General features: G+C 62.2%; 14 protein-coding genes. 3 read left to right on the plus strand and 11 right to left on the minus strand.

Annotated features, from left to right (window positions below; translation table 11 throughout):
- Positions 1 to 57: 57 nt before the first annotated feature.
- The 6 genes from KEC45_RS14550 to KEC45_RS14575 form a co-directional block, all read right to left on the minus strand.
- Positions 58 to 471: a hypothetical protein gene (locus KEC45_RS14550; RefSeq protein WP_062177449.1), complete on the minus strand. Its 414-nt coding sequence runs from the start codon at positions 469 to 471 to the stop codon at positions 58 to 60.
- Positions 472 to 592: 121 nt separating this feature from the next.
- A complete protein-coding gene (locus KEC45_RS14555) occupies positions 593 to 1510 on the minus strand; it encodes a hypothetical protein (RefSeq protein WP_062177446.1) in 918 nt (305 codons plus the stop codon).
- Positions 1511 to 1518: 8 nt separating this feature from the next.
- Positions 1519 to 4137 carry a hypothetical protein gene (locus KEC45_RS14560; protein WP_238586547.1) on the minus strand — a complete coding sequence of 873 codons (2619 nt, stop codon included), beginning with the start codon at positions 4135 to 4137 and terminating at the stop codon, positions 1519 to 1521.
- Positions 4134 to 4937 carry a molecular chaperone gene (locus KEC45_RS14565; protein ID WP_062183492.1) on the minus strand — a complete coding sequence of 268 codons (804 nt, stop codon included), beginning with the start codon at positions 4935 to 4937 and terminating at the stop codon, positions 4134 to 4136. The genes KEC45_RS14560 and KEC45_RS14565 overlap by 4 nt, the downstream gene beginning before the upstream one ends.
- Before the next feature lie 103 nt (positions 4938 to 5040).
- On the minus strand, positions 5041 to 5793 hold the full coding sequence (locus KEC45_RS14570) for a hypothetical protein (protein WP_062177443.1): 753 nt from the start codon (positions 5791 to 5793) through the stop codon (positions 5041 to 5043).
- 146 nt (positions 5794 to 5939) lie between these two features.
- Positions 5940 to 6464, minus strand: a complete 525-nt coding sequence (locus KEC45_RS14575) for a spore coat protein U domain-containing protein (RefSeq protein ID WP_062177439.1) — start codon at positions 6462 to 6464, stop codon at positions 5940 to 5942.
- Positions 6465 to 6981: 517 nt separating this feature from the next.
- On the opposite strand from KEC45_RS14575, the gene KEC45_RS14580 reads away from it, so the two are divergent.
- Positions 6982 to 7674, plus strand: coding sequence for a helix-turn-helix domain-containing protein (locus KEC45_RS14580; RefSeq protein WP_062177436.1), 693 nt, complete (start codon positions 6982 to 6984; stop codon positions 7672 to 7674).
- 84 nt (positions 7675 to 7758) lie between these two features.
- Positions 7759 to 8511, plus strand: coding sequence for a MerR family transcriptional regulator (locus tag KEC45_RS14585; RefSeq protein WP_062177433.1), 753 nt, complete (start codon positions 7759 to 7761; stop codon positions 8509 to 8511).
- Here KEC45_RS14585 and queA read toward each other — a convergent pair.
- The 5 genes from queA to KEC45_RS14610 all read right to left on the minus strand — a co-directional run bounded on the left by queA (position 8490) and on the right by KEC45_RS14610 (position 12147).
- On the minus strand, positions 8490 to 9536 hold the full coding sequence (gene queA, locus KEC45_RS14590) for a tRNA preQ1(34) S-adenosylmethionine ribosyltransferase-isomerase QueA (protein WP_062177430.1): 1047 nt from the start codon (positions 9534 to 9536) through the stop codon (positions 8490 to 8492). The two genes, KEC45_RS14585 and queA, sit on opposite strands and share 22 nt — an antisense overlap.
- A 23-nt stretch (positions 9537 to 9559) precedes the next feature.
- Positions 9560 to 10363, minus strand: coding sequence for a peptidylprolyl isomerase (locus KEC45_RS14595; protein WP_062177426.1), 804 nt, complete (start codon positions 10361 to 10363; stop codon positions 9560 to 9562).
- A gap of 87 nt (positions 10364 to 10450) precedes the next feature.
- Complete coding sequence (gene coaD / locus KEC45_RS14600; protein ID WP_062177423.1) at positions 10451 to 10957, minus strand: pantetheine-phosphate adenylyltransferase; 507 nt, start codon at positions 10955 to 10957, stop codon at positions 10451 to 10453.
- Positions 10957 to 11838 (minus strand): polyprenyl synthetase family protein, encoded by an 882-nt coding sequence (locus KEC45_RS14605; protein ID WP_062183488.1) that lies wholly within the window; start codon positions 11836 to 11838, stop codon positions 10957 to 10959. The genes coaD and KEC45_RS14605 overlap by 1 nt, the downstream gene beginning before the upstream one ends.
- A gap of 45 nt (positions 11839 to 11883) precedes the next feature.
- Positions 11884 to 12147, minus strand: a complete 264-nt coding sequence (locus KEC45_RS14610; protein ID WP_062177420.1) for an exodeoxyribonuclease VII small subunit — start codon at positions 12145 to 12147, stop codon at positions 11884 to 11886.
- A gap of 72 nt (positions 12148 to 12219) precedes the next feature.
- Between KEC45_RS14610 and KEC45_RS14615 the strand changes: the two genes are divergently transcribed.
- Positions 12220 to 12873 carry a hypothetical protein gene (locus KEC45_RS14615; protein WP_062177419.1) on the plus strand — a complete coding sequence of 218 codons (654 nt, stop codon included), beginning with the start codon at positions 12220 to 12222 and terminating at the stop codon, positions 12871 to 12873.
- Positions 12874 to 12936: the final 63 nt, after the last annotated feature.

Below are 12936 nucleotides of genomic sequence, written 5' to 3' on the forward strand. Positions count from 1 at the left end.
AACACAAAACCCCCCGGGAATGCCGGAGGGTTTGTGCTTGCGTTCATACGGCTGGCATCAGCTCGGAACGATTGTCAGCTCGAAACGATCGGTATCGAAACCCTGTTCGCCCGGAACCGCCGCGATCGGTCGTTCCCTTACCCGCGGCCCTGTCGCGCGGCTGAGCACCGCTTGGCCCGAGCCGTTGAGGATGATTTCGTCATTTCCGGCGATGATCCGCGTGCCTTCCAACGAACCGGGCGCATAGTTGATGACAAGATCATAACCCGTCGGCGCGTTGCAATATTCGCGGAAACTGCCGAGCGATACGGCATTGCCGCTGATCGCACCAAATCCCGTCGCCTGATGCTGGACCGTGCAATGCACGGGAACCGTCAGGCTGAGATTGAAACCGAAGGTTGCCGCCGTGGCGGTCGTCGGCGCCACTGCGAGTACGAAGCTCGCAACGCCGAGCGAGAATTTCTGAATCATCCGCCAAACCTTTCCGCCTGTAGGCCGAAGCTGTTGGAGGATGATTTAGCGGCGCAAATCTAACATTCAGTTAAGGCGGGGGCCCAGAATCCGGGCAATGAGCGTGATTCAGGCGAGCAGGTCAGCGGGCCGTGACGGAGATCGAAACGACATCACTATATACACCGGCACGACGGTCGGAGATGTCCCCGATCAGGAACTGAATCGGCAGCGCATCGCGACGAAGGTTGCCGTTCGTCGAACCCGATATGGTGCGCGCGCCCGTCAGATTGATGGCGTTGCCACCGATCGCAAGGCTATAGGGCACATACCATTCGCTCGAACCGAGACGCAGACGGCCCGAATTGGCCGATGTGACGCTCAGATCATAGGAACCGGTGCTGGCGACACGAAGCTGTAGTGGCACGGGCGCGACGCCGGGACGCAATTCGCCCAGATCGACGACCGCATGCCCCTCGCTCATCCTGTAAGCGCCGGCCAAACCGATCCTCGCCGACGGCAGGACGTCGATGCCAAGGACGATGCGCGTACCGCCGAGCGAACGGAGATTGCCGTCCTGCGCTTCCAGCGTGACGTCCTGGGTAAAGGTTCCCGACTCCTTCACATCATCGGGGTCGGCGACCAGCTTGTAGAGCAGGGTACGCGAGGCATTGGCGCCGAGCGTCAGCATCCGCTGCGACGGGCTGCGCTGCGTCCGCCCAACGCGTGGAGTCACATCCTGCGTATCGGTCAGGTTGAGCAAGGCATAGCCGATCGGCTTCCCCGTCCCCTTCGACAGACCAAAGGGCGGCTGGCTCAGTTCGAAGGTCGGAGTGAAGCGGCATTCCGCCGTGCCTTCGTTGACGAAGGTAATGCTGAACGTCCCTTCCGGAATCGCAGTGTCGAACGGGTCATAGCCCTGAATCATCCAGCTCGTCGGTGTCGCATTGGCGCGGATAAGACAATCGATGCCGCGGGCGTTCGCGCCCGGCGTCGGCGTCTGCGCGTGGAGAGGCATGGCGATGATTGCAGCAGCAAAGAAAAGCGTTGGGCGCAGCATGATGCCTCCTAATTTTTCGTACCGGGGCTAACGGTGCCAAGGTTCAACAGACCATCGGTATCCGCGGGCACGGTGAATTCGAAGCCCCGATCGACCGTGCCGTTCCGGCCAAAGGTTTCGACAAGATAGCGGCGGCCGGGCAGCAGATTGGTGATCGCGAAGCGGCCGGCCGAATTGGTGAAAAACGGGATCGGCTTGGGACTTTCATTTTCTTTGACGTCGAGCAGCGTTACACGCCCGCCGACGAGAGAGACCGGCTTGTCGGGCGCCAGAACTAGCGTACCCATGGCACTTGCAAAAGCGTCTGTGCCGATGCGCGCCGAATAGCCGCTCTTATATGGCGGGTGGACGCGGAACACGCCGGGTCCGGTATCATATCCCGTTGGCGGATCTTCGACGTCATACTGCACCGACTGGGTCGCATAGGAGCCGAGGAAGTTGTTGACCGCCGCACCCAATGGGCCGCTCTTCCCGATATAATTATTCTGAGCGAGCGACTGACCGGCGACGACGCTCCGCTTGCCCAGATTCTTGTGCGGCGATAGCAACATGAAGCTGTCGTTGATGCGCCGCCCGATGCCGAAATTGCCATCTGCAAAGGCCAGCGAAGTGCCGACGCGGACCGTCGTGGCATTGAGCTGCGCCACATCGCCCAGATTGGGCCCGAAGGTGGCGTGGCTGATCGCCGCATCGAAGCGGTTGGCGGCATAGGTCGCATAGCCGAGCGCCTGCGCGCTATTGTCATCGCGTGTCACGACACCGCCAAAACCAAAGCTATTCAACTGATTAAGTCCGCTTTGGTTATAGGAAAGCTCGCCCAGATTGTCGCGGCTTTCATACCGCGCCTCGGCGCGGCGGCGATAATCGGGTTGGAAGACCAAGCCTACGTTGAAACTGAAGCCGCTGCCGCGCGAAAAGGAAGACGGGTATTTTGTGTAGTCGGCCCCGGCCCGCACCGTCCAGCGACGATCGAGGCGGTAATAGGCCGTCGTTCCGGCTCGATAGCTGTCTCCGAGGATGCCGCGACCGCGCAGGTAGGTCGCCGTCGATGTCGTCGTCAGCTTGAAATTGAACTGGCGGGTGTATTGGGCAGACACCGTTGCCGACGTCGTGTTGATCCCTTCGAGATTGCCGAGGGTCGCAAATTTGGGCGAGAGATAATCGGCACGCAGCGTGAAGCTGTCCGATAGCCCTCTCCGATCAATGAAATGTTCGTAACTGACGCCGCCGGCAAAGCCCTGCCCCGCCTTTTTCGCGTTGCTCCCGCCAAGGTCCAGCAGCAACCTGCCCCCGTTACGCAGAACGAACTGCGTTTGTCCGGTCAGGGTCTGGACGTCCTTGCTGGCCTGCAATCCGATGCCGAGGGCAGGGCGATTGAAGAAGGCCTTGCGGAAAAAGCCGCTGAACGCGACCGGGCCGTCATAATCGGGCGAACCGCCAAACTTCCGGCTGGTCGGACCGAAGAATGCGCCATATTCATAGTCGCCCGGATCAAGGTCGATCGGGTCGAGATACTGTTGAAATGACAGATTCTGGACGGCGCCGCTGTTATCGGTCACCTGGATATCGACGTCGTTGCTGCCCGCGACAAGCGGCAGCGAACTGAAGTCATAGCGACCGGGTTGGAGCCGGAGCTCGCGATAGAGCGACCCGTTGCGCAGAAAGCGCACGGTCGATTCGCGTTGCAAAACGAGTTGGCGGTTGGCTTGAAGGACGGCCGATCGGAAGCTGTTGAACCGTCGCCGCTGACGCAGCACGCCGACGCCGCCCATCTCGACAAAGGATTGTTGCCCGCGGACTTCGGGATCGAGGTCACCCAGAAAAAAGCGCCGGTATTCCTCGGGCTGGTCATATACGAGCCGCGCATAGTTGCGCGAGAATTTGTAGGAATCCCCGGTCAGGCCGAATTGCTGGCCCAGTTGGGCGTCGCCCTCGAATACGACGCGACCGAACCGGAGTGCTCCGTCGAAGTTGATCGTCGGCGGATCAGCCCTGCTCCCCTCCCAGACATAGGTCTGAACGGCGCTGAGATTCAAATAGGCTGAAAAGTCGGCCGGTTGCAGCGAAACATCGTTCGCATCTTCGCGTGGCGGGGCGAAAATATCCTGGATTGCACGTTGTTCGGCCGACACCTCGACGACGACCACGGCCAGCGTACTCGGATCGTAGGTCAGCTGGACACCGGTTTTACCGAGATCGTCGGGACCGAAATTCGTCAGCGGTGCCAGCTGCGCCGACAAGGCTGCATGTGCCTCCTCGTTCAGCACCGGCTGCATCAGTCGCAGGAACGACGCGGATTCGAGCAGGAAACGGTCGTCCGCGGTCAGCAGCATGGGAATATCGCCCAAGCTGCTGCTTTGGAAATTCAGCGGCACCGTCATTTCGATGTCGCGATCGTAGGGATTTATGTCTGGCCGACCGTGCGCGCCGATCGGAAATTGCGGCGTCATCGGTGCTGGTGCCGGAGTCGGGGTCGGGGGCAGCGGGATCGGCGAGCCGGGCAATGGGATCGATGTCGGCGGAGAGGTCCGCGGTGCCTGCGGCAAGGGAATCGACACCTGTGCAGCGGCCGTGCCGACGCACAGCGCCGGCAACGCTACCGAACAAAGTACGAGACTCTTCTTCACCGCTTGAACGACAGCTTGATCGGTCCGGGGCCGAAACCGGGAACCGGAACGCGGAACGTCCGCTCGCCGAGGGCGGGGACATAGCCGGTGCCGACGGCACGGTTCAATTCTTCCGGCGAAATATCGACGCGAAGCCATTTGCCGGCGGCATCGGTGCCTTCGATCTGCCATCCGAAATTGGCCATCAGCGCATGACGCCGACCATCATTACGCAGGGTGATTTCCAGCCCGTCCTGCATCGGCGGCAGTTCGGTCGCCCCGGGAAGCGCCGGCGGCTGATAATTGAGTTGCTTGACCATAGAGGCCTTCACGTCGGGCTTTGCGCCCGGGGGCGCCACGACGACCAGCGCGCGCATATTGTAAAGCACCTGGACCTGGGCACCGACAGAATCGGATGAACCGGCTTCGAACGGAACCGGCAACTGCTCGACCGACACGTAATAAGCCTGCGATGCGGCCATTTCGGTGTCGCCGACCCATTGCAGACGGACGACCTGACGGCCGCCGGCAGCCAGAACGCCTTGCGGCGGGAAGACGAGGAACTGATCGTCGGCCGGGGTTTCGGTTATTGTCCCGTCCTTGTCGATTTCCATCCGGAAAACGCGGGTCTGGAACGCAAGATTGGCGGGGTTGATGTTCTGGACTTCGATCCGCGCCACGGCATTGGAACCGCGCGATTCCATTTCGATCACCATCGGCGATACGCGCATCGCCAGCGCAGGGGTCACCAGCACGGCCAATGCGACAAGCGCAGCCAGTAATGCGCGCGCATGACGCTTCACCATCGCCAAAGCTGTCATGATTCCCATCCCCTTGTCGTCCCTTGGCGACGTAATTTCACATATTCATAAAGAAAGGGGAAAGATTGCTCTTTCCCCTTCCCCTATTGGTTACCGCGCGAACTTAGAGGGCGCGCAGCGTCAGCGTGGTCGTGCCGCTGTAGTTACCGGCGACCAGGCCCTTGTTGGTGATCGCAGGAGCAACGAAGTCGATGTCCATGTTCGAACGCCAAGCGCCCTGCTGCTTCTGACCGCTGTTCTGCGTGGTCGTCACGTTCAGCGACTGGCCGGTACCGGCAGCAACCGAGTTCAGCGTCACGCCGGTCCACGAAGCATTCACGCTGTACGGAATGTGCGCCTGGAATTCGTCGGTGTCGTAGCCACCAGCAGCAGCGTTGACGAGGCCGCTCGAACCGTTGTTCTTGGTGATCACAACTTCGTTGTTGAAGTTGCAACCAGCGGTCAGCGTCTTGACGCTGGCAACAGCCGGACCAACCATTTCGAACGCCGAGTTGACGTTTTCATTGTTGCCCGTGCGGACGCCGATGGTGCCGAAGCTGATGTTCGTCGCGTTCGCATTGTTGCCCGAATAGAACGAGCAGTCCTTGCTCACCGAGCCGCTCAGGCTGAAAACGACGTCGACGGTCGGGGTTGCGGGGTCGCTGTTGGGCAGCGCGCCAGCAATGGCGGTGTAGCGCGTGCCAATGCCGCCAGCGATGGCGAGTTCAGCACCGATCTGCGCAAGTGCGCCGCCGAGGCCCGTCGGGTTCGTCAGCTGAGCGCCGGCGATGTTGTAGTGGACCTGGTTGGTCTGGGCGACGGCCGGGGTCGCGATGAGCGCGATGGCGGCAACGGCGCCGCTAAGGATCTTCTTCATAATCTTCTTCCCTCTATTATAACGCCCCTGCCCGAAAGCCGGGCGATGGCGTGATATTTTGCACCGTCTGGTCGGAGAACCGGGAGGGCATCGGTGCCTACCCTTCCGGCTTAATTCCGCCCGCGACCCACGTCGCAGGCGAATCTTCAGATCGGAGAGACCGTGATCGTGATCGTTTCCGAATATTCGCCAGCCAGCAGCCCGGCCTCGCCCGAAGGCTGACCAAGCTGGACCGCCAGACGCATGCCGTCCGTCGCGATCCCGCCGTTGCTGGAAATGACGCCACCGGCCAGAAGCTGATGGCTGTCGAAGGATTTGCTTACCGTCTGCTGCGAGGGATATCGCACGGGCATTTCGACGGCGAGATTATAGGGCAGGACGCCGCCGTACGGCCCTTGACCGTTGGGCATCGTGGTGTGGGTCAGGCCGCCTCGTGCGCCCTTGATCGTCATGGTGAAGGGCACGTTGCAATCGAGCGCGACGCGCGTCTCGATGCCAAGGCCTCGGCGTTCGAGATTGCCGAAATCCATGTTGGCGATGCTGCCCATCGCACAATGTTGCCGGATCGCCCCGCTGACCGCGATGTCGAGCGATCGGACGTTCTGGATTTCTTCTGCGTTCGCGGGCACAGCAAAAGCCGCCGCGGCGAGCGCAAAAATCATGAACCTCATGACACGAACCCCCAAAAATTTGCTGACGGTTCAGGCTCCGCTTTGCGGCTGGCCTTTGGCACCCCCGTGCCCGATGAGCTGCAACCCGACTCATCAACCCGTCTGTTAATAAAAACTTAGTACAGAAATTAAGTTGGCCGGGCACCCCCCAATTTGCCCTCCGGCGAAAATCCAGGCCGAGGATGCCGTTCATCTACAACGAGAATCCACACTTTTGTAGGGGTCACGACGGTTAACCGCACACACGGACGCGTCGACGGAAAAGCCGCGCTGTTCAGAATCGGGACAGCGACAGCTCAAATATTAACATTGAAATTAGCCGCGACTTAATCTGGGTTAAGAAAACTCTCAGAAAAATCAGGGCGATTTGCCGATTCACCCGCCGCAAGCCGCGCACAGTTCGCCCCGGGTCGGACCAAACTGACCTTGTTTCCAAGGGTCCGGCGGCGCATGGGCTCGCGATGAGGCATAGGCCATTAACTACTCGACAACCGATCACCCCGCATAGGGCTGGATCATGGCCATTCATGCGATGATCGAAAAGCAGCAGACCGTCGAAAGCGAGCGCGGTGCTCCCCGCATGCATATGCGCTTTGAAGCGCCCGGATCACTCGACGGCAACAATGCGGGCACCACCGTTGTGATTCACAATTTGTCGGCGACCGGGATGTTGATCGAGACGGCATCCGATCTGGCCATTGGCCAGCGGCTTACGGTGGCGCTGCCCGAAGCTCCCGATTGTGCGGCCACTATCGTGTGGCGCAGCGAGGCGCTGGCTGGCTGCCGTTTTGACCGCCCCCTATCGCGCGCGGCGCTTAGCGCGGCGCAGCTGCGTAATCCGCTTCCTGACGACGTCGATCCTGCCCGCACGCCCGATGGCGACGAGCTATTGGCCCAGCGCCTTCTCCGGCTCCGCAAGGAACATGGGCTCAGCCGCGCAGCCCTTTCGGATCGAACGGGATTCAGCAAACCGAGCATCTGGGCATGGGAAAGCGGCAAGACCGTCCCGCGGCGCGGAAATTTGATCGCGCTGGCCGATGCCTTTGGAATTTCGGAACGCGAGCTGCTCGCCGGCGATACTTCGACCGCGCATGGCGACCCTGCGGCGAACGCACAGCAAATGCATGCGCTAGTCCGGTCGAGCCGCGAAGAGATTGCCGCGCTGGCCGGCGTCGAGCCGGGCAAGGTCCGGATCACGATCGAATATTGATCGGCGCTTGCACCGCGTAAAAAGGGCTTGACCCTCACGCTGCGTCATCCCCGATAGGCCCGTCCCGCTATGAGGAGACGGTGAATGCGGACGGTTCGGCAAGTCGCAAAAGCGGCGGGCATCAGCGTCAGGACATTGCATCATTATGATGCGATCGACCTGCTGAAGCCCGGCCATGTCGGCGCCAACGGCTATCGCTATTATGGCAGGGAGGAGTTGCTGCGGCTGCAGCAGATCCTTTTCTACCGCGAGCTTGGCCTGCCGCTGGCCGGGATCGCTGCGGTGCTCGACGACCCCGCCTTCGATCCGCTTGCCGCGCTGCGCGAGCACCGCACGGCGCTCGACGCCCGGATCGGCCATTACCGGACCCTCATCCGAACCATCGATCGCACGATCGCATCACTGGAAAAGGACGAGGATATGGAAGACAATGACTATTACGCCGGCATAGCCCCCGAAACGCGCGACCGTTGGCAGCGCGAGGCCGAGGATTTTTGGGGCAAGGACGCCGTCGCGGCGGCGGCGGCAAAGGCGCGATCATTCAGTAAGGAACAGGTCGCAGCCATTCAGTCCGAAATGGAAGTAATCCGCGCTGATTTCCAGCGCCTGTTCCGCGACGGTGCCGATCCCGCTTCCGACGCGGTGCAGGCCGTGACGGACCGCCATTATCGCTGGGTATCGCATAGCTGGACGCCAGACGCCGAAGCCTTCGGGGGCCTCGGCCGCTATTATGTCGAAAATCCGGAGTTCCGCGGCACCTATGACGACGACAAAATAGCGGGATGCCCCGAGTTCATCGCGGCCGCGATGGCGGTTTACGCTGACCGGTCGCTCTGACGCGGAAGCAGCAGGCTGGAGTCGCCATAGCTGTAGAAACGATAGTCGTTTCCGATGGCGTGGGCGTAAGCGGCCTGCATCGTCTCCAGCCCCATCAGCGCGCTGACCAACATGAACAATGTCGAGCGCGGTAGATGGAAGTTGGTCATCAGGCCGTCGATCGCCCTGAAGCGATAGCCTGGAGTAATGAATATTGCCGTGTCGCCCGCGAAGGGCGCGATCGTGCCATCATCCTGCGCCGCGCTTTCGAGCAGGCGCAGGCTGGTGGTCCCGACCGCGATGACGCGGCCGCCCGCCGCGCGCACCGCATTGAGCCGCGCCGCGGTGTCGGCGTCGATCTGGCCCCATTCGGCGTGCATGACATGATCTTCGGTGTTGTCGGCCTTCACGGGCAGGAAGGTACCCGCACCGACGTGCAGTGTCAGCGTTTCGGTTGCGACGCCCGCCGCGGCAAGTGCATCGAGCAGCTTCGGCGTGAAGTGTAGCGCGGCGGTGGGTGCCGCGACCGCGCCATCCTCGCGCGCGAACATCGTCTGATAATCGCTGCGGTCGTCTTCATCGGTGGGACGCTTGCCCGCAATATAGGGCGGCAGCGGCATCGTGCCCGCACGTTCGAGCAGCACTTCGACCGGCTCGTCGCCGGCGAAGGCCAGGATGAAGCTGCCGTCGGACAGCCGCTCCTCGGCGAACGCTTCGACACCGGCGCCGAAATCGACCGTCTCGCCCACGCGCAGCCTTTTGGCATTGCGGATGAAGGCTTGCCAGCGGCGCAGGTCGATCCGCTTGTGCAGCGTGGCGCCGATGCGCGCGTCCCCGCGCCGTCCCTCGAGCTGCGCCGGAATAACGCGCGTATCGTTGAAGACCAAACAGTCGCCGGGGCGCAACCACATCGGCAGGTCGGCAACGCCCGCGTCGACGATCTGGCCGCCATCGACGACGAGCATCCGCGCCGCATCGCGCGGCCGCGCGGGGCGAAGCGCGATACGCTCATTGGGTAGATCGAAATCGAAGGCGTCGACGCGCATGATCTTGACGCGCGTCCCCGCGCTTACTGCTTGATCGGCGCGTTGAGCTGGTCGAGCGTCACTTCAGGCGCGGCAGCGGGCGCGGGTACCGTTTCCGTGAGCATCGAGGCCGGCGGCATCGGCTTGTTATCGGCCGCGACCGAAACCTGCACCATGCGCGACATCACCTCGGGCGGCTCGCCCTTATGGATCGCGTCGATATATTGCATGCCCGAAATGACACGGCCGAACGCCGTGTATCGGCGGTCGAGCGAAAAGCGCGGCTGGAGCATGATGAAGAATTGGCTGTTCGCGCTATCCTCATTCTCGGCGCGCGCCATCGACAGCGTACCGCGCAGATGCGGGGTCACGTTGAACTCGGCTTTCAGGTCGGGAAGCTGCGAGCCGCCCTGCCCGGTCGCGCTCGGATCGCCCGTCTGCGCCATAAAACCGTCGATCACGCGGTGGAACTTGATCCCGTCGTAAAAGCCCGCGCGCGCAAGCTGCTTGATACGATCGACATGGTTCGGCGCGACATTGGGAAAGAGCTGGATCACAACCCGGCCGCCCGTCGAAAGGTCGAGGTTCAGCATATATTCCGGGTTGTTGATATATTGGTCGGGCGTCATCGTCGGCACTGCGGGCGCCTGGACCGCGGGCGCGGCTTCAGTCGCCGCGGGTGCAGCCGGGGTGTCGAGCGGCGGCGGAGCCGGGGTTTCCACCGGCGGCGCCGGCTGGCTTTCTTCAGGATTTGGGCCGGGCGCGGGCGGCGCATCCTGTGCGATCGCCGCAACCGAGAGACCGAACGCCATCGCCGTAAGAACCAAGGGGCGGAAGGAAGATGTCATGCTGGATCGGCCTTTAGAAAAATAAACTGAATTTGCGCCCTGATGGCGCGCCCTAGCGGGAAAAAGCTGAACGCTCAATGATCGGTGTCAGCGCTCGCCCTGAAGGAGCCCCCGCTCGGCGATGCGAGCGACGACCGCATCGCGTACCGAGGGCGTCACGAATTTGTGGATGTCGCCGCCAAAGATCGCGATTTCCTTGACCAGCCGCGATGCGATCGGCTGAAGACTGACGTCGGCCATCAGAAAGACGGTTTCGACACGGTCATTGAGTTGGCGGTTCATGCCCGTCAGCTGATACTCATATTCGAAATCGGTGACACCGCGAATGCCGCGGACGATGATCGAGGCGCCCTGGGCATCGGCGAAGTCCATCAGCAGCGAATTGAAGCCGACGACCTCAATGTCTCCATCGATTCCCGCAACCTCGGCTTTTACCATTGCGATCCGTTCGTCGTCGTCGAACAAGGGCGATTTCGCGATGTTGGTCGTCACCCCGATGATCAGCCGGTCGACGAACTTCGCACCGCGGCGGATGATGTCCATATGGCCGAGCGTGATCGGATCGAACGTACCCGGATAAACCCCCACCCGCATCAACGGTCCCTTTCCACGACATAGCGCGCGATCGCGCGTAGCAGCGTCGCTTCTTCGCCGAAGCCGGCCAGATGCGCAATCGCCTGTTCGACGAGCGCGGTCGCCTGTTCGCGCGCACGCTCGATCCCCATCAGGGTGACGAAGGTCGCCTTGCCCGCAGCGTCGTCCTTGTGCAGCGCCTTGCCCGCCAGCGCCTCGTCACCCTCGACATCCATGATGTCGTCGGCGATCTGAAAGGCGAGCCCGATATCACGCGCATAACCGCGCAGCGGAGTGCGGCTGTCGGGCGGAATCCGCGCAAGTATCGCGCCGGCTTCGACCGAAAAAGCGATCAGCGCCCCGGTCTTCAGTTGCTGCAGGCGCGTCACCGTCGGCAAGTCGAAATTCGAGGTCTCGGCGGCAAGGTCCATCATCTGCCCACCCGCCATGCCAGCCGGGCCCGCGGCGCGTGCAAGTTCGCAGCACAGTTCGCTACGCACGAACGGGTCGCTGCTCGTCACCGGATCGCACAGCCATTCGAACGCGAGGGCATGAAGCGAATCGCCCGCGAGCACCGCAGTTGCTTCATCAAAGGCCTTGTGCACCGTCGGCTTGCCGCGGCGCATATCGTCATCGTCCATGCACGGCAGGTCGTCATGGATCAGCGAATAGACGTGCATCGCCTCCACCGCCGCCCCGACGCGCAGCGTCAGCGAGCGGTCAACATGGAACAGATCACCCGCCGCACGCACCAGCAAGGGCCGTAGCCGCTTGCCGCCCGCAACCGCAGCATGCCGCATCGCTTCATAAAGTGGCCTGCGCGGATCGGACGGTACCGCGAGAAGCTGTTCGAAGAGATTGTCTGTTCCGGCCGCGACCTCGGCCTGGGTGGACAGCAGCAATTGCCGGCCGCGCGAAACTTCGTCGTCGTCGAGCGCCACCCCGGATCAGCTTTCGCCGAAGGGAGTGGTTCCCGTGGGCCGGCCATCGGCGCCCAGGCTGACCTGTTCGATCCGCGCCTGCGCCGCTGCAAGCCGCGCTTCGCAATGGCCGCGCAGCGCATGGCCGCGTTCATAGAGCGTCACCGATTCCTCGAGACTGACGTCCCCGCTCTCGAGCCGACGCACGATCGTTTCAAGCTCGCCCATCGCCGCTTCGAATGACAGAGAAGCGATGTCGACAGCGGCGGCGGTTTCGGGGGTATCCGTCATGGCCCTGCTTTGGCCCCATCGCCCCCGGTCGGTCAAGCTTGACGTCGCGATTTCGCCCTATAGCGTCGCGCCATGTTCATCGGCCATTTCGCTCCGGCTCTGATCGCCGCGGCCCGCCCCAAGGCGGCGGGGCTCGGGACCTTGTTCGTCGCGGCGCAGCTCGTCGACATCGGTTTCGCCGCGCTGCTCATCCCGGGCGTGGAGGCGATGCGGATCGTTCCCGGCATCACCGCGATGAACCCGATGGACCTGCATCATATGCCCTATACGCACAGCCTGCTGGGCGCGTTGATCTGGGCCAAGATTTTCGGGGTGCTGGTCTGGTTTGCGACCAAACGCAAGGAAGCGGCAATCGGCGCAGCACTGGTTGTGGTGTCGCATTGGTTCATCGACCTCATCGTCCATATTCCCGACCTGACACTCTATGGCATGCCGCCCAAACTCGGCCTCGGGCTGTGGAATCATCCACTGATCGCGATGCCGCTGGAGATCCTGCTGATCGGCGGGGCATTCCTCTATTATATGCGCCGAACAGAGGCACCGGGTGGCAATCGCCGACTCTGGGTTCTTGCCGCGCTGCTTGCCTTTGCGCAGGCGGTCGACTGGTTCGGCCCGAAAGAGCCAGCCTATTCGCTCGCCGTCCCCGCGACGATGCTTTTCGCCTATGCGCTACTCGCGGGCACTGCGGCGTGGGCTGGTGCGAACCGTCGCGCGGCTACCCGCTAAGCCATTCGCCTTAGCGCAATCGCGGTTCTGTTTTTTGCAATTGCTCACATGGTGTGAGCCCGT

This window comes from Sphingopyxis sp. USTB-05 (assembly GCF_023822045.1).
Classification (GTDB): Bacteria; Pseudomonadota; Alphaproteobacteria; order Sphingomonadales; family Sphingomonadaceae; genus Sphingopyxis.